The organism is Burkholderia cepacia ATCC 25416, from assembly GCF_001411495.1.
Lineage (GTDB): Bacteria > Pseudomonadota > Gammaproteobacteria > Burkholderiales > Burkholderiaceae > Burkholderia > Burkholderia cepacia.
On the sequence record NZ_CP012983.1, the window covers coordinates 659,577 to 676,662 of the forward strand.

General features: G+C 68.0%; 15 protein-coding genes. 10 read left to right on the forward strand and 5 right to left on the reverse strand.

Annotated elements, in window-relative coordinates; translation table 11 throughout:
* Positions 1–36 precede the first annotated feature (36 nt).
* Positions 37–966, forward strand: coding sequence for a LysR family transcriptional regulator (locus APZ15_RS35190; protein ID WP_027792757.1), 930 nt, complete (start codon positions 37–39; stop codon positions 964–966).
* Positions 967–982: 16 nt separating this feature from the next.
* Here APZ15_RS35190 and APZ15_RS35195 read toward each other — a convergent pair whose 3' ends face one another.
* The 3 genes from APZ15_RS35195 to APZ15_RS35205 form a co-directional block, all read right to left on the reverse strand.
* Positions 983–2,452, reverse strand: a complete 1,470-nt coding sequence (locus tag APZ15_RS35195) for an MmgE/PrpD family protein (protein WP_027792756.1) — start codon at positions 2,450–2,452, stop codon at positions 983–985.
* Between the two features lie 44 nt (positions 2,453–2,496).
* Positions 2,497–3,579: a porin gene (locus APZ15_RS35200; protein ID WP_027792755.1), complete on the reverse strand. Its 1,083-nt coding sequence runs from the start codon at positions 3,577–3,579 to the stop codon at positions 2,497–2,499.
* 184 nt (positions 3,580–3,763) lie between these two features.
* Positions 3,764–4,666, reverse strand: coding sequence for an HpcH/HpaI aldolase/citrate lyase family protein (locus APZ15_RS35205; RefSeq protein WP_027792754.1), 903 nt, complete (start codon positions 4,664–4,666; stop codon positions 3,764–3,766).
* Positions 4,667–4,908: 242 nt separating this feature from the next.
* Here APZ15_RS35205 and APZ15_RS35210 point away from each other — a divergent pair, with 242 nt between their 5' ends.
* The 8 genes from APZ15_RS35210 to APZ15_RS41510 all read left to right on the forward strand — a co-directional run bounded on the left by APZ15_RS35210 (position 4,909) and on the right by APZ15_RS41510 (position 14,146).
* Positions 4,909–5,673 (forward strand): IclR family transcriptional regulator, encoded by a 765-nt coding sequence (locus tag APZ15_RS35210; protein WP_034196227.1) that lies wholly within the window; start codon positions 4,909–4,911, stop codon positions 5,671–5,673.
* Between the two features lie 80 nt (positions 5,674–5,753).
* Positions 5,754–7,034, forward strand: coding sequence for a CaiB/BaiF CoA transferase family protein (locus tag APZ15_RS35215; protein ID WP_034196226.1), 1,281 nt, complete (start codon positions 5,754–5,756; stop codon positions 7,032–7,034).
* A gap of 67 nt (positions 7,035–7,101) precedes the next feature.
* Positions 7,102–8,121, forward strand: coding sequence for a cyclase family protein (locus APZ15_RS35220; protein ID WP_027792752.1), 1,020 nt, complete (start codon positions 7,102–7,104; stop codon positions 8,119–8,121).
* A gap of 91 nt (positions 8,122–8,212) precedes the next feature.
* Positions 8,213–9,679: an MFS transporter gene (locus tag APZ15_RS35225; protein WP_063623172.1), complete on the forward strand. Its 1,467-nt coding sequence runs from the start codon at positions 8,213–8,215 to the stop codon at positions 9,677–9,679.
* A gap of 50 nt (positions 9,680–9,729) precedes the next feature.
* A complete protein-coding gene (locus APZ15_RS35230; RefSeq protein WP_027792751.1) occupies positions 9,730–10,242 on the forward strand; it encodes a chloramphenicol phosphotransferase CPT family protein in 513 nt (170 codons plus the stop codon).
* Positions 10,243–10,825: 583 nt separating this feature from the next.
* Positions 10,826–12,418: a Re/Si-specific NAD(P)(+) transhydrogenase subunit alpha gene (locus tag APZ15_RS35235; protein ID WP_027792750.1), complete on the forward strand. Its 1,593-nt coding sequence runs from the start codon at positions 10,826–10,828 to the stop codon at positions 12,416–12,418.
* Positions 12,419–12,431: 13 nt separating this feature from the next.
* Positions 12,432–13,844, forward strand: coding sequence for a Re/Si-specific NAD(P)(+) transhydrogenase subunit beta (gene pntB, locus APZ15_RS35240; RefSeq protein ID WP_027792749.1), 1,413 nt, complete (start codon positions 12,432–12,434; stop codon positions 13,842–13,844).
* Between the two features lie 95 nt (positions 13,845–13,939).
* Positions 13,940–14,146: a hypothetical protein gene (locus APZ15_RS41510; RefSeq protein ID WP_138143352.1), complete on the forward strand. Its 207-nt coding sequence runs from the start codon at positions 13,940–13,942 to the stop codon at positions 14,144–14,146.
* A gap of 158 nt (positions 14,147–14,304) precedes the next feature.
* Here APZ15_RS41510 and APZ15_RS35245 read toward each other — a convergent pair whose 3' ends face one another.
* Both APZ15_RS35245 and APZ15_RS35250 read right to left on the reverse strand, forming a co-directional pair.
* Entirely contained in the window at positions 14,305–14,928 is a 624-nt protein-coding gene (locus APZ15_RS35245) for an ABC transporter ATP-binding protein (protein WP_027792748.1), read from the reverse strand.
* 11 nt (positions 14,929–14,939) lie between these two features.
* On the reverse strand, positions 14,940–16,259 hold the full coding sequence (locus APZ15_RS35250) for a hypothetical protein (protein ID WP_138143353.1): 1,320 nt from the start codon (positions 16,257–16,259) through the stop codon (positions 14,940–14,942).
* A 286-nt stretch (positions 16,260–16,545) separates the two neighbouring features.
* On the opposite strand from APZ15_RS35250, the gene APZ15_RS35255 reads away from it, so the two are divergent.
* Positions 16,546–16,983, forward strand: a complete 438-nt coding sequence (locus APZ15_RS35255; RefSeq protein WP_027792746.1) for a tetratricopeptide repeat protein — start codon at positions 16,546–16,548, stop codon at positions 16,981–16,983.
* Positions 16,984–17,086: the final 103 nt, after the last annotated feature.

Below are 17,086 nucleotides of genomic sequence, written 5' to 3' on the forward strand. Positions count from 1 at the left end.
GGCGGTGTTTAACCTGTTTAGTGGATGGTCGCAAACATGAATCTACGTTCGATCGATCTGAACCTGCTGGTCATACTCGATGCGCTATTGACGGAGAAACAGGTCACACGGGCCGGCCAGAAGGTCGGCCTCACGCAGCCGGCCGTCAGCAACGCGCTGGCGCGGTTGCGGTTCCTGTTCAAGGACGAGATCCTGGCGCGCACCGCGGTCGGCATGGAGTTGACGCCGCGCGCACAGGCGCTGGCGATACCGATTCGACAGATCATGCAACAAATCGAGGAATTATTTGAATCGGATTATCAATTCAATCCTTTTACGTCCGAGCGCCATTTCACGTTGCGCATGTCGGATCTCACCGAATTGCTTTTGCTGCCGGCTCTGCTGCGCTGCATGCGCTTGACCAGCCCGAATATCGGCATGGACGTCGTGCACATGAGTGCCGCCAAGACCGCCGACGCACTCGAGTCGGGGCTGCTCGACCTGGCGATCAGCGCCGGCCTCGAACATTCGGGCACGCTGTCGTCGCAAATCGTGTTTCATGACCGGATGGTCTGCGTGATGAGCCGCAGCCATCCGGAAGCGGGCACGCCGCTGACGCTCGAACGGTTCCTCGCGCTCGACTTCCTCAACGTGACGATCAACCCGGTCGACCACAGCCTGGTCGACAACCTGCTTGCGAACATGAACTGCACGCGGCGCATCGCGCTCAACGTGCCGCACTGGCTCGTCGTGCCGAACATGCTGGACGCGCTGCCGTACGCGGTGATCATGTCGGAGCGGCATGCGCTGAGCCTCGACGATGCGCGGCTCGTGATCCGCGACCTGCCGCTCGCGATGGAGCCCGTCGCGTGGTCGCTGTACTGGCACCGGCGCTACGACGGCAGCAACGCGCACGCTTGGCTGCGCAGCCGCATCGTCGAGGTCGCGGAAGCGCTCGAACGGCACGGCGTCGCGGCGGAAGCTTAGGGTTCGTTCACGCAGGTCAGCCGACAACGAGCAGCGGCGGCAGCGTCGCGACGTCGGGCTGCTCGTCGAGCCGCCACAGGTAATCGAGCGCCGCGCGGATCTGCGCCGGGCTCCAGTGCCGCCGGCAGTTCTTCGCGAACTTCGCCTCGTAGTCGTCGCGCCGCATCGGCCGCGTCGGCGAGCCGGGCAGGTCGTCCACCTGCTTCGTGCAGACCGACCCGTCTTCGCACACGGCCGTTACCCGGTTCGGCGCGTGCGCGGGATAGCGGGCGGTCAGCGCCGGGTCCTCGCGCACCGTGATCCGCTCGATCAACGCGCGCAGCGCCGGATCGTGCAGCGCGTCGGGCCGGTAGCTCTCGGTCGTGATGTCGCCGTCGAGCATCGCGCGCGCGACGATGTACGGCAGGCTGTGATCGGCGGTCTCGTGCGTCGACGGCGCCCATTTTTCGCGGTCGCGGCCGGCCGTCACATAACCGACTTCGGTCGTGTCGATCTCGATGCGCCGGATCCGGCGCAGGTCGCCGACCTGCGCGGCGACGTCGAGCGCCGCCGGAATCGCGGTTTGCGTGAGCCCTTGCGCGGGATAGAACTTCACGAAGCACTTGCCGATCCGGAACGCGCCGCCGCGCCCGCCGAATTCGCGCGTGTCGACGGCGAACGGCCCGGACACCTGCGGAAAGAATCCCGCCATGCCTTCGAAGATCGGCGCGGGGCCGGTCAGCCCGGCCCGCGCGAGCTGCGTCGAGAATACCGCGTTGCGCGCCGCGTCCGCATCGGCGAGCGCCTTCCAGTTCGACAACTGCTGGACGCGCGTCTGGTTCAGCGCGAGATGGCTGTTGATCGACAGGTTCACCGCCTGCACCAGCTGCGGCGCGGGCATGCGCATCAGCTTGCCCGCGGCGAGCGCGACGGCGGGCAGGCTGTAGCACGTGTGGTCCCAGCCGCGCGGGCTGATCGCGGCGGCGTCCATCAGCCGGCACGCGATCTCGTAGGCGATCGCGATCGACAGGATCAGGTCGCGGCCGTTCGCATGCTGCGCTTCGGCGACCGCGAGGCACGCGGACATGTTGTCGCTCGGATGGCCGGTCTCCTTGCCGGCGTACGCGTCGTTGAAATCGTAGTAGCGCAGTGCGGTGCCGGTCGCGAACGCGGCGAGATCGGGGCTCGTGCGCTGGTTCGTGCCGACGATCGTCGACACGCCGCCCGGCGACGCGAGCGCCGCGTCGCGCGCGATGCGTACCGGACGTTCGTCGTGCGCGGCGATCGCGCAGCCGAGCGCGTCGATCAGGTGCGCCTTGATCGTTTCGATCGTCGCGGCGTCGAGGTCGCGATACTGCAGCCCGGCCGCGTAGTCGGCGAGCTGCTGCGCGAGATCGGGGCGGCCGGGGCTGACGCCGGCGGCCGGCAGTGCGCCCGCGCGGGCGTGAGCGAACGGCAGCGCGAGCGCCGCGCCGGTCAGCGTGGAAAGGAAGTGGCGGCGGTTCATTGTGCGAAGACTCCGAAGGTTCCTGAGGCTGGGGAGAGGCGAGGTCAGAACAGCTTGCGCAGGCCGAGTGCCAGGCCCGCGCTGCTGGCGCGGTCGCCGGCCAGCGTGTAGTGGAGGAAGTTGTAGTTGTAATTGTCGAAATCGAGTGCGGCGCGGCGCGCGTAGCCGCCCGCCAGGTACAGCGTGACGGCTTTCGACAGGAAGTAGTTCAGCTGCAGCGTGACCTGCTGCGGGTTGGCCGGGTGCGGCGTGGGTGTCTGCGCGTTCGGCGCATTCTGCGCGCGGATGTCCTCGTAATAGAACGCGCCGACCGCCTGCAGGTAAGGGGTGATCGCGTAGCGCACGCCGGCCCACCAGAACGTGTAGCGCGTCACGACCGACGGCGCGGCGACGCCGCTCTGGCCGTGCGTGACGCCGGCCAGCAGCTGCGCACGTCCGACGGACGCGATCGCGGCGGCGGCGTAGCGGCGGAAATGCGCGAAGCCGCCCGGCTGCGGCGTGTTGACGTTGTCGAACGCGGCGGCGAGCGAGATTGCGCCGCCGGCATAGTCGAAGCCGGCGCCATAGGCGGCGTTCGACTGGAACGCGCCGGGCGTGCCGCCGAACGAATAGTGCGTTTCGAGCGTCAGCGGGCCGATCTTCGCCAGGTACTTGGCGACGTTGTTCTCGCGGAAGTTGACGCCGACGATCGCGCCGGCCGGCTCGTACAGCGTCGAGTACGCGCCCGTCGGCGAATAGCGCTCCATGACGTCGAACAGCGTCGTGTACTGGTGGCCGAGCCGCAGCGCGCCCCAGCGCTCGTGCTGCAGCCCGACCCATGCGGAGCGGTCGAAGCCGCCCGCGCCGGTGCCGGTACCGTTGTTCAGGTTGATGCCGCTTTCGAGCCGGAACGCGGCCTGCCAGCCGCCGCCGAGTTCCTCGACGCCCTTCAGGCCCCAGCGCGAGCCGCTCTTGCCGCCCGACGCCATCCGCACGAGCGATGCCGACGACTTGTCGCCGGGCGCGGCCTGATGGGTGAGGAGTTCCGTATAGATGTCGGCCACGCCATACAGCGTGATCGTGCTCTGCGCGCAGGCGCTGGCCGATACGAGGCCCAGTCCGCACAGTGCGGACATCCGCTTGCCCATGGTTTGTCTCCTTCCAGGGTTTGTTCTTTGTTTGAGTTCGGCGCCGCGCCGGTCGAGCGGTGCGGCGGTGCTGCGGGGCGGCGCTATCCGGGCCGGGTGGCGAACGGACGGCATCGTGACGGGGCGCGTGCGCGCACCGCGCGACGCGCGCATGGACGCGCGACGATGAAGGGGGGCGCCCGCATTACCGGGGCACGCCGTCGGCGCGTGCCTGTACCGCCGCGTGACGTGCGAGCACGCGCTTCGCGCGGGCGACGCCGGGCGCGTCGACCATCCGGCCGTCGACGCGCAGCGCGCCGCGCCCGTTCGCACGTGCGTCGTCGTAGGCGGCCAGCACCGCGTGCGCGTCGCGCACCGCGGCGTCGTCGGGCCGGAACGCACGGTTGAGCGCGCCGACCTGCAGCGGGTGGATGCAGGTCGCGCCTGCATAGCCGAGCTCCGCGGACGCGCGCGCGATGCGCTCGAACGCGTCGAGATCGCGCAGTTCGTCGAGGCCGCCGATGAGGCCGAGCGGCAGGATGCCGGCGGCGCGCGCGGCGATGATCAGCAACTGTTTCGGCACGCGCAGCACATCGGCGCTCGCGCCGCTTTCGCAGTTCAGCGCGAAATCGCCGCCGCCCAGCATCATCGCGACGACGCGCGGCGACGCCTGCGCGATCCGGTCCATTGCCTGGAACGCGCGCGGCGTTTCGACGATCGCGACGATCCGTGTGCGGCCGGGCGGCGCGCCGGCTTCTTCTTCGAGCGCGGTCAGCAGTTCGTCGATCGCCTCGATGTGCGAGCCGCCGCGCACCTTCGGCAGCACGACGCCGTCCACGCCGGCCCGGACGGCCGCGCGCAGGTCGGGCACGAGCTGGTCGAGCGGGCCGTTGGCGCGCACCAGCAGGTCGCGGCCTGGCGCGCGCAGCGCCGGCACGGCGTCGGCCAGCCCGTCGCGGGCGGCTGCCTTGCATGCGGGCGGGACGCTGTCCTCGAGATCGAGGATCAGCGCATCGGCGTCGCTCGCGGCGGCCGATGCGACGAAACGAGGGACATGCGCGGGGACGTACAGCAGCGAGCGCCAGACGGGTTGTGATGATGAATTCATCTACGGTCTCATAAAATGAAAGTCACTTTCATTTTTGTGATGGATGACCGCATTCGTCAAGATTATCGTTAACGCCTAGTATCAAGGAACATTTCAGGATGATGACCGAGCGAAGCTCTGCGGATTCATGTTGATGTCATCGATGATCTGCGTATAATGAAAGTGACTTTCATTTTTCGATGCCGGCCAGCGTAACGTGGCACCGACCTGACGCGAACAGCCCGGCATCGCACGAGGTGGACATGAACAAGGTGGAGACAAGCAGTCCGGCAGAGGGCGGCGTGGCCGCGGTCAACCGCGCGCTGACCGCGCTGCTGGCATTCGGCAACGCGCCCGGCGGGCTGATGCTCGCGCAGGTGAGCGAGGAGACGGGGCTCAACATGAGCACGCTGTTGCGGATGTTCGAGTCGCTCGAGCAGTTCCGCTTCATCAAGCGCCTGCCGGACGGGCGCTATGTGCTGGGGCCCGCCGTGTTCCAGCTCGGGATGATGTATCGCGAGTCGTTCCAGCTGCGCGAGTACGTGATGCCGATCCTGTCGAGACTGTCGGCGGAAACCGGCGAGACGGCCGCGTTCTACGTGCGTGAAGGCGACCAGCGCGTGTGCCTGTTCCGCATCCAGGCGCAGCGCTCGGTGCGCACGCACCTGCGCGAGGGCGACCGCTTCCCGCTCGACGTCGGCGCGGCCGGGCGTGTGCTGCTTGCGTTCAGCGGCACGCGCGGCGGCGACTACGAGAAGACGGCCGAGCAGGGCTACGCGGTATCGATCGCCGAGCGCGATCCGGAAAGCGCGGCGATCGCGTGCCCGGCATTCGGCGTCGGCCGCGTGCTCAGCGGCGCGATCTCGCTCGGCGTGCCGCGTTATCGCTTCAACAAGAAGGTGCTGGCCGACTACCTGCCGCGCGTGCAGGCGGCTGCCGTCGAGCTGACGCATGCGCTCGGCGGCGATCTGCCCGCCGCAGGCGCGGCATTTCGCGCGGCCGACCAGCTCGGCGCGCTGCTCGAGTAGCGCCGCGCGCGGCTGAGCGCGCCTCGAAGTCCGCCTTGCAGTCCGCCTCGCACGACGCATACACCAACCAGGAGACAAGCATGTTCGTTCCCGACCCGCAGGTCGCTCACGCGGCCGGCGCGCACCGTCGCGCGTCCACCGGCCCGATTCATCCGAAACCGTTCGACGCCGGCGCGCAGGGGCCGCTCGCGGGCGTGCGCGTCGTCGACCTGTCGCGCCTGATGGCCGGCAACATGCTGAGCGTGCAGCTCGCCGATTTCGGCGCGGATGTCGTGAAGGTCGAGAGCGAGCGCGGCGATACGCTGCGCGCGGTCGGCGCGGGCGGGATCAGCACGAACTGGAAGGTATACGGGCGCAACAAGCGCAGCGTGTGCGTCGACCTGCGCGCGCCCGAGGGCATCGACATCGTCCGCCGGCTGGTGCGCGACGCGGACGTGTTCGTCGAAAGCTTCAAGCCCGGCGTCGCCGAGAAGATGGGGCTCGGCCCGGACGACCTGCTCGCGATCCGCCCCGAGCTGGTGATCGCGCGGATCTCCGGCTGGGGGCAGACCGGGCCGTATCGCCACAAGCCGGGCTTCGGCACGCTCGCGGAAGGATATGCGGGGTTCGCGGCGATCAACGGCTTCGCCGATCGCGAGCCGGTGCTGCCGCCGATGTTCCTCGGCGACATGACGGCCGGGCTGTCCGGCGCGATCGCCGTGCTGGTCGCGCTGCATGCGCGCGACGCGCACGGCGCGGCGGGGCAGGTGATCGACGTGTCGCTGTTCGAGCCGCTGCTGTCGATCCTCGGCCCGGCCGCCGCGAACTACGTGATGACCGGCAAGATCAAGGAACGCACCGGCAGCCGCTCGTCGAACACCGCGCCGCGCAACGCGTATCGGACCCGCGACGGCAAGTGGCTGTGCCTGTCGAGTTCGACACAGGCGATGGCCGAGCGGCTGTTCCGCGCGATCGGCCGCGCGGAGCTGATCGACGATCCGCGCTACGCGACCAACGTGCAGCGCGTGCAGCACGCGGAAGCGCTCGATGCGATCGTCGGCGAATTCATCGCCGCGCGCGATCTCGATGCCAATCTCGCGTTCTTCGAAAAAGCGGGCGTGACGGTCGGGCCGATCCAGGATATCGCGCAGATCGTTCAGGACCGCTATGTGATCGAGCGCGAGGCGCTCGTCGAGCTGCCGGACGACGACGTCGGCAGCCTGCCGATGCACAACATCACGCCGCGCCTGTCGGCCACGCCCGGCACGTTCCGCCGGCCCGCGCCCGCGCTCGGCGAGAACAATCGCGAGATCCTGCTGCCGCTGCTCGGCGAACGCGAATACGAGCGGCTCGCGGGGCTGGGCGTGATCCGAACGCGGTAGGCGCGACGTGCGACGCGGCCGCGAATGACGGCCGCCGCACCCTGGACATTGCATGGAGGAGACAACCATGAAGCCACGCTGGACCCATCGGCCGCCCGGCTCGAACTGGGGGGATTTCGGCCCGGACGATCAGAAAGGGCGCCTGAACTGGCTGACCGCCGACGCGGTGCTGCGCGGCGTCGCGGAAGTGCGCGAAGGCCGCGTGTTTTCGCTGAGCCTGCCGCTCGACGTGCCGCGCGGCGGCGGGTTGAACGCGCGGCGCCGGCCGCCGGCGATCATGCCGGCGCTGCTCGGCGACAAGCCGTACTTCGGTTATCGGGCGGATGAACAGGTTGCGAACGCAACCGATGTCGTCTGCGACGATTCGTTCTGCATGCACTCGCAGTTCTCGACGCAGTGGGATGCGCTGTCGCACGTCGGCTCGCTGTTCGATCCGGCGGGCGACGGCGAGCGGGCCCGCATGTTCTACAACGGCTACCGGATGGACGAGCACATCCAGGTGCCCGAAGCGTGCGCGCCGCGCGGCGGCGCGCGTGCGCTCGGCATCGAGGTGATGGCGCAGACGGGCGTGCAGGGGCGCGGCGTGCTGGTCGACCTGCGGCGCCACTTCGGCGACGAGCGGCGCAAGATCGGCTACGCGGAGTGGATGGCGGTGCTGCGCGCGGACGACGTGATCGTCGAGCGCGGCGACATCGTGTGCGTGCATACGGGCTTCGCCGATCGCCTGCTCGACGCCGACGCGCGCGGCGAACCCGCCGCGCCGGACGTGTGCTGCGTGCTCGACGGCGACGACCCGCGCCTGCTCGAATGGATCGACGCGTCGGGGCTCGCCGCGCTCGCGGCGGACAACCACGCGGTCGAGGAGCGACCGCGCGATGCGCGGGCGCGCGAGCGGCCCGGCGCGCTGATGCCGCTGCACGAGCTGTGCCTGTTCAAGCTCGGCATTCACCTCGGCGAGCTGTGGCACCTGACGCCGCTTGCCGACTGGCTGCACGCGCACCGGCGCAACCGCTTCCTGCTGACCGCGCCGCCGCTGCACCTGCGCGGGCTCGTCGGGTCGCCGGTCAATCCGGTCGCCACCGTATGAACGCCGGCGCCGCGCGCATGTCGCGCCGGCGCCGGGTCTGCCGCTTCGCCGCTTCGCGCAGGCCGCGCGGGCGGATCATCGAGGAATCGCCATGTCCCATTCCCATGCGGCGTCGATCGCCGCCCGCATCGACCGCCTGCCCGCGACGGCCAGCATCTGGACGCTCGTGCTGTTCCTGAGCGTCGGCGGGTTTTTCGAGGTCTACGACCTGTTCCAGATGACCTACCTGCCGCCCGGGCTGATCCGCGACGGCATCTTTCACGCGGGCTCGCACGGCGTGCTCGGCATGTCGGACCAGGGCGCGCTCGGCGCGGCGACGTTCGCCGGGCTGTTCGTCGGCGAGATGTTCGTGTCGCGCCTCGCGGACCGCTTCGGGCGTCGCGCGCTGTTCACCGGCGCGCTGCTGCTCTACACGGCGGCGAGCCTGGCGATGTGCGTGCAGACGCATGCGCTCGGCATCCTCGTGTGCCGTTTCATCGCGGGCTGCGGCATCGGCGCGGAGCTGATCACGATCGGCGCGTTCCTGACCGAGCTGGTGCCGAAGGCGGTGCGCGGCCGCGCGTTCGCGCTGTGCTTCGCGGTCGGCTATCTCGCGATGCCCGTGCTGGCGCTGGTGTCGTGGTTATGGGTGCCGCACGATCCGCTCGGCATGTCCGGATGGCGCTGGGTCGTGCTGCTCGGCGGCAGCGGCGCGGTTTTCGTCTGGTGGCTGCAGTCGCGGTTGCCGGAGTCGCCGCGCTGGCTCGCCCACACGGGGCGCGAGGCCGAGGCCGAAGCCGTGCTGCGGCGGCTCGAGCAGGCCGTCGAGCGGGAATCCGGCCGGCCGCTGCCCGCAGTCCCGACGCCGGTCGCAGCGGCCACGGCCACTGCCGCGCCGCGCACGCCGTCGATGTGGGATGCGCGGCATCGCGGCCGCACGACGATGCTGATCGCGTTCAATGCATTCCTGAGCATCGGTTTCTTCGGCTTCAGCCAGTGGCTGCCGACGCTGCTCGCCGCGCAGGGCGCGAGCGTCACGAAGAGCCTCTGGTATGCGTTCGTGATCGCGTTCGCGTATCCGGTGTCGCCGTTCGTCGCCGGCCTGCTCGCCGACCGGGTCGAGCGCAAATGGCTGATCGTCGCGTCGGCGTTCGGCGTCGCGCTGTTCGGCACCGCGTTCGCGATGTCGGCGCAGGCGCCGTTCGTGATCGCGTTCGGCTTGCTCGTCACGCTGTCCAACACGGTGCTCGCGAGCAACGGCACCGCGTACCAGTCGGAAGTGTTTCCGACCGAGATCCGCGGGCGCGCGCTCGGCTTCGTGCATTCGATCGGCCGCCTGACGGGGATCGCGAGCAGTTTCATCGTCGCGCTGCTGCTCGAACGCGCGGGGGTGTCGGCCGTGTTCGTGCTGATCGGCGGCAGCATGCTGATCGTGATGGTGTCGATCGGCGTGTTCGGGCCGCGCACCAACAACCGGGCGCTGGACGAGATCGCGGACGGCGCCGAGCACGCGGCGGCGTTGCGCGGGCTCGCCGAAGCGCCGACCGGGCGTGTCGATGGGCGGCGAAAATTGGGCTAGCATCCTGATTCAACACGGCAACCGGGGCACCTCGCCCATCGACCATCGCCATGAAACCCGTTGCCGTCGTATTGCACGGCCCGACCAGTGCAGGGAAGAGCAGCCTGGCCAGGGCGCTCCAGCAAGGGTCGGACGTGCCGACGTTTCACGTCTCGCTCGACGCGTTCGTCGAGATGTCGCGCCGACGTGACATGCGATCGGACGAGGAGCTGAATCAGGCGCTGAGACTCCACCAGCTCAACCTGCAGTCGACGCTCGCACGGATCGCGGCCAGCCATTTCGAGATCGTGCTGGATCTCGTGCTCCGGGATCCGGCCGCGCTCGACGCATGCATTGCCGCGCTGTCGCCGCGTCAGACCTTCGTCATCGGCGTGACGTGCCCGCTGGATATCCTCGAACAGCGCGAACGCGCGAGGCCCGATCGCGGCGAGGGCATGGCCCGCTCCCAGTTCGGGCATCCGGCTTATTCGCGGCCTTACGCGCTGCGCATCGACACGTCGACATGCACGCCGGAAGAGGGCGCGCGCCGCATCCGTGCCCACGTCGACGCGCAGCGCGAGTGAGCGTCGTCGCGCTTGATCCGGACAGGCTGCGTTCTCCCTTAAACTCGCCGGCACCGAATGTCATCGGCCACGCGGATGATGTCGTTCGCACGCGACAAATCGCATTGTGCCGACAAGCGGAAAATTCGCGATGAAACCGATTCCGAAGTGTTCGTGCCGATAACCGGTTTTTCATGTTTCGAACGGATTGAAAGCGAATTTCAAGCGGATTCACGCGCCGACAGGCCGTGCGAAGCGGTTCCAGCGGGTAAACGCCAGGTTATAGGCCCGTCGTGTCCAGACAGGGGATTCATGGATTGAATGCGCGCCGATTCAAAATATAAATTTCGGAAAGACTTTGGCACGGGATATGCTTCGCAGTTCTTATCCGAATGAATCATGCGCCGGCTATTCGTCGGAAAAATCAGGCTGGAGCATGAACCGCCCGGATCTGACAAGCCGATTGTTTAGAGGATGAACAGTTTGTGAATTCGGCGCGGCAGTGCGAAGCTGCCCGCGGAACAGCGTCGTACACGGATTGAGTTGGGTGACTTGAAACGCAGGCCGTAACTCCTAGCGACGGCCACTACTGACAGTTCAGGATATGACATTACTGATTGGGGTCCCTCTGGAGACGGCCAACGAGGAACGGCGCGTAGCGACGGTTCCCGACGTGGTCGAAAAGCTGATCAAGCTCGGGTTCTCGGTGGCCGTGCAAAGCGGTGCCGGCACCGGCGCGAACTTCAGCGACGACGACTACCGTACGGCCGGGGCCGAAGTCGTGGCGACGGCCGCCGATCTGTGGGGCCGCAGCGATATCGTCCTCAAGGTGCGCCCGCCGAGCAGCGAGGAAGTCGCGCTGTTGCGTGAAGGCAGCACGCTGGTCGGCTTCGTCTGGCCGGCGCAGAACCCCGAACTGATGCAGCAGCTGGCCGCGAAGCGGGCCACGGTGCTGGCGATCGATTCCCTGCCGCGCACGCTGTCGCGTGCGCAGAAGATGGATGCGCTCACGTCGATGGCCGGCGTGAGCGGCTACCGCGCCGTCATCGAGGCGGCCCATGCGTTCGGCCGTTACTTCAACGGGCAGATCACGGCCGCGGGCAAGGTGCCGCCGGCCAAGGTGTTCGTCGCCGGCGCGGGCGTCGCCGGCCTTGCGGCCATCGGCACGGCCGCCGGCCTCGGCGCGATCGTGCGCGCCAACGACACGCGCGCGGAAGTGGCCGACCAGGTCAAGTCGCTCGGCGGCGAATTCGTCAAGGTCGACTACGAGGAAGAGGGCTCGGGCGGCGGCGGTTACGCGAAGGTGATGAGCGAAGGCTTCCAGCAGGCGCAGCGCGCGATGTACGCGCAGCAGGCCAAGGATGCGGACATCATCATCACCACCGCGCTGATTCCCGGCAAGCCGGCACCGAAGCTCATCACGGCCGAGATGGTGCAGTCGATGAAGCCGGGCAGCGTGATCGTCGACATGGCCGGCGAGCAGGGCGGCAACTGCGAGCTGACGGTGCCGGGCGAGGCGGTGGTCCGCCATGGCGTGACCATCGTCGGCTACACGGATCTCGCGTCGCGCCTGGCGCGACAGTCGTCGACGCTGTATGCGACCAACCTGCTGCGCGTGATCGAGGAGCTGTGCAAGGCGAAGGACGGCACGATCAACGTCGACTTCAATGACGACGCGATCCGCGGCCTCACGGTCATCAAGGAAGGCAACGTGACCTGGCCGCCGCCGCCGATCCAGCAGCCGGCCGCGGTACCGAAACCCGCGGCGGCGCCGGTTGCGGCAACCGCGTCCAAGGGCCACGGGCACGGCAGCGGCGAGCCGATGTCGGCGAAGTCGCTCGCGATCGTGTTCGCCGTCGGCGCACTGGCGTTCCTGCTGGTCGGCCAGTTCGCGCCGGCCACGTTCCTGGCGCACTTCACGGTGTTCGTGCTGGCCTGCTTCGTCGGCTACATGGTGATCTGGAACGTCACGCCGTCGCTGCATACGCCGCTGATGAGCGTCACCAACGCGATCTCGTCGATCATCGCGATCGGCGCGCTGGTGCAGGTCGCGCCGCCGCTGGGCGAGGCCGCGGCCGGCGACCGGCCGTCGGGGCTGATCCTCGGCCTGGCGGTGGGTGCGCTGACGCTCACGGCCGTCAACATGTTCGGCGGCTTCGCGGTGACGCGCCGCATGCTGGCGATGTTCCGCAAGTAAGGAGACGACAACAATGACTTCCAACCTGACTACCGTCTCCTACATCGGCGCGGCCATCCTCTTCATCCTCAGCCTCGGCGGGCTGGCGAACCCCGAGACCGCGCGCCGCGGCAACCTGCTCGGCATGATCGGCATGCTGATCGCCGTGCTCGCCACCGTACTCGGCCCGCGCGTGTCGGCCGAAGGCATTCCTTATATCGTGGCTGCACTGGTCGTCGGCGGTGCCGTCGGCCTCGTCGCCGCGAAGAAGGTGCAGATGACGCAGATGCCCGAACTGGTTGCGCTGATGCACAGCCTGGTCGGTCTGGCCGCGTGCCTGGTGGGTTTCGCGAGCTACATCGATACGTCGGTTCAGTTTACGGGTGCCGAGCACGCGATCCACGAAGTGGAGATCTACGTCGGCATCCTGATCGGCGCGGTGACCTTCGCGGGCTCGGTCATCGCGTTCGGCAAGCTCTCCGGCAAGATCGGCGGCAAGCCGCTGCTGCTGCCGGCACGGCACTGGCTCAACCTCGCCGCGCTGCTGATCGTGATCTATTACGGTCGTGCGTTCCTGCATGCGGAGACGATCCAGGACGGCATGACGCCGCTGATCGTGATGACGGTGGTGTCGCTGCTGTTCGGCGTGCACATGGTGATGGCGATCGGCGGCGCGGACATGCCCGTCGTGGTGTCGATGCTCAACAGCTACTCGGGCTGGGCGGCGGCGGCCACCGGCTTCATGCTCGGCAACGACCTGCTGATCGTGATCGGCGCGCTGGTGGGCTCGTCGGGTGCGATCCTGTCGTACATCATGTGCCGCGCGATGAACCGCAACTTCATCAGCGTGATCGCGGGCGGCTTCGGCACCGGCAGCGGTGCGCCCGCGGCGGCAGGCGCCGGTGCGCAGCCGGCCGGCGAAGTGGTGGCGGTGAGCGCGCTGGAGACGGCGGAGCTGCTGCGCGATGCCAAGAGCGTGATCATCGTGCCCGGCTACGGGATGGCGGTGGCGCAAGCCCAGCACACGGTGCATGAACTCACGAAGGTGCTGCGCGAGAAGGGCGTCGACGTGCGTTTCGCGATCCATCCGGTGGCCGGCCGCATGCCGGGGCACATGAACGTGCTGCTCGCCGAGGCGAAGGTGCCTTACGACATCGTGATGGAGATGGACGAGATCAACGGCGATTTCCCGGAAGCCGACGTGTCGATGGTGATCGGCGCGAACGACATCGTGAACCCGGCCGCGCAGGAAGATCCGGCCAGCCCGATCGCCGGCATGCCGGTGCTCGAGGTGTGGAAGGCCAAGACGTCGATCGTGATGAAGCGCAGCATGGCGTCAGGTTATGCGGGCGTCGACAATCCGCTGTTCTACAAGGACAACAACCGGATGCTGTTCGGCGATGCCAAGAAGATGCTGGACGAAGTCTTCGGTGCGTTGAAGGCCTGACGAGGCGCACGGGCGTGGGCGTATGGGTGCGCGGGTCGAACGGTCAGCGGCCGTGGTGTCGAACGGCGGCTTGATCGGGGCCCGGCACGCCCGACGTGCGTATCGGAAAGATCACGGAAGTGCGAGACGGGATCGGATGTTTCGCACTTCCGGGAAAAGAGCGCGATCGATCGTCGGTGCGCGGATCGACGAACGATGCCAATGATGGCGTTGGAGCGGGCGGCGGCTCCATCATCGGCGTGACGATTGCCGAAGCCTGGCCGGCCGCCGGAATGGTGCTGGTCGACCGCTGTCCCGTGTGAACGTGCTATCACGCCTATCCGCACGAATCAGGCACCAGATCCTTGCCTGCCGCCGATACCGCAGTTTGCCGCGAACGGTACCGGCGCCTCTCCTCCTCGTTCCTCATGTCACGCAGCCGCGCCGGTGCTTCCCACACGACTGCGCGTGACGATGTCGCCTATCCAGCCGCTCCCAGTTCCGCGAAACCGGTGATCCTTGCGTCGCATGCGCGCGCCAGCGCCAGGTCGTGACTCGAAAAAAAGACGGCACGGTCCGCGGCCAACGTCCTGAACAGGTCGACGAGCACCGCACGCGACGCGGCGTCGAGCCCGTTGCCCGGTTCGTCGGCGATCACGACGGTAGGCGCGCCGAGTGTCGTCGCCGTCAGGAACAGTTTCTTGCGCGTGCCGAGCGACATCTGCTCGAAGCGCTTGTCCATATGCGGGGCGAGCCCGAATCGATCGGCCAGCTCGAGGGTGCGGGCGTCGACGACGGTTTTCTTGGCCGCGGCCACGAGATCGAGAAACGCGCGTCCGGTCTGGAACGGATACGTCAGGCAATCGTCGGGTACGTACGCCAGCGCGGATTTCGCCGCGAGCGGCGCGGTGCGCAGGGAATGGCCGCCGAGCCAGACTTCGCCTTCGTCCGCGTCGATCGTGCCGGCGAGAATGCCGAGCAACGTCGATTTGCCGCTGCCGTTTTCGTCGCACAGCGCCACGCACCCGGCGCCGGATGCGAAGTTGAGCCCTTGGAAGACGACGCGCTTGTCGAAGCGCTTGCCGAGATTGTCGAAGCGGAGCATGGATCGGGTAATCAAACGAAAACTTGCCAGGCCAGCGTGACCCAGACCACGGTCAGCGCGATGCCCAGCAACACGGATTGTCGGGACGCGTAGCGTTGCGGCAGATAGTGTAATGCGACGAGCGGTGCGCCCGAGCACACGAGCGCCGCCGCCATCTGCGATGACAGCACGCCGTGCGTCACCAGCAACAGCGGGGCGACGGCGGCGAACGGCAGCGCCAGCGCGGCAACGGTCAGACAGTCGGCCCGGCGCTTCGCGAAGGTCGACAGCGGCAACGATTGCATGAAGTGCGACGCATGCAGGTGCGCCGCCTGCAAATCGCGATACGTCGTCGCCGCGATCAGCGCGATGACGGCCTGCGCGATCAGCGTCAGCGGAACGGCGCGCTGGTCGAACCCCCAGAGCGCAAGCAGGAAGCATGTCGAAGCGGTGACCGCACCCATCATCAGGCAGTGCCCGGCGGTGCTCGCGGCGCGATCCCGCAGGATGCCGATCTGCAGCCTCGCGATGGGCGGCAGCCCGTTCCGGACACGGACGCGGATCGCATCCGCGATGCGACGCGAGAACGCCCCCGGCATTTCCGAACGGGTGGCCCGCGCAGGGGCCGTATGCGCAATCGTGAAAGCGGCGAGCAACAATGCCACGGTCAGCCACGCGGGACGTAACGCCCCCTCGGCGTGAAAGCCGCCGATCAGGAAGACATTCGCAACGATCAACGCGATTGCATTGCGCAGGTTGCGCGACAGCGCGGTCAATTGCCATCCGAGCGTGATCAGGAACAGGTCGAGAACGAACAGGTAGTTGATCGCCTTTTGCGGCAGGAAGGCGAGCGCGATGGCGGCGGCAAGCACGGGCAGCAGCAGCGGCGTACTCGCGACGATCACGACGATCGTGTCGATGGCGCGACGGCGGCCGCTGGAGACGGGCAAGGACGCGAGGAAGGTGACGAACGGCCCCCCGGTGATGGCACGACGCTGCGCCAGCACCCACAGGATGCCCACGGCTTCGAGCAGGTGCACCCACGCGAACCGCCATTCGATGCCATGCGACGGCGCCAGCGCCGCGAGTACCGGCGCACCCAGAATGCGCGTCTGCGAAAACACCGGCATCGCCGGCAGCAACAGCATGGCCAGCAGGAGCAGCGCCTGCCAATGCCTGCGCAGCAGGTTCGACGTCGCGAGCGCGTACCACCTCAGTCGGCAAGACAACATCGCTTCCAGCTCCCTTTCACGGTGCAAACGAACCCGGCATCCTGCCACGGTGGTCGCCGCGGCACAACCATCCCCGCCTTTGGCGGCCGGGGCGGCACGCACGAGGTCACCGTGCCGCATGAGAAACCGATGCTGCGAATCGCCGCGTCGGCGGGCGGGTCACGGTGGCACGAGGTATCCGTCAGCGTAGCGGATTCACGCGCACGACGCCGACGCGGATCGTTCGGCAGATGCGGGACAGGTGCGCGGCAAGTCGCGACACGCGCGTCATACGGCTCGGGTATGCTGGACGAATGCCGGGCGGATGAGCAGGCAGCACCGCAACACGGCACGTCACACCACACGCGATCGCATCGCAACCACCGGCCGCACCGGGCCGATTTCAACTCAGGAACAGGGATTCGACATGGCGGAACTGGACAACGAGCTGTATGAGCGCATCGGCGCGCTGAGCGACGCGGGCGATGCGTTGATGGAAGACGGCGACTACGAAGGCGCGCTGGAGAAATTCCGGGCAGGATTCGACCTGCTTCCCGAACCGAAGACCAACTGGGAGGCCGGAACGTGGTTGATGGCCGCGATCGGCGACGCGAATTTCCTTCAAGCGGACTACGCGGCCGGGTGCGAGAATCTCGGCCAGGCGATGCACTTCCCCAACGCGATCGGCAACCCGTTCCTGCACCTGCGGCTCGGCCAGTGCCAGTTCGAACTGGGCAATCTCGACCGCGCGGCCGACGAACTGATGCGCGCATACATGGCGGGCGGGCCGGAGCTGTTCGAGGACGAGGATGCCAGGTACTTGCGATTCCTTGCCACGCGTGCGGAAGGCATCGAGACGCCCTGACGCGCGCCGTGCGTGCCGGCTGGCGGCCGGAATCGCGAGCAGGCTTTGGCGGCCGCGCCGCGCCGCGATGCGATGCGATTTCTGGCGTTTTCTCCACGTGTGC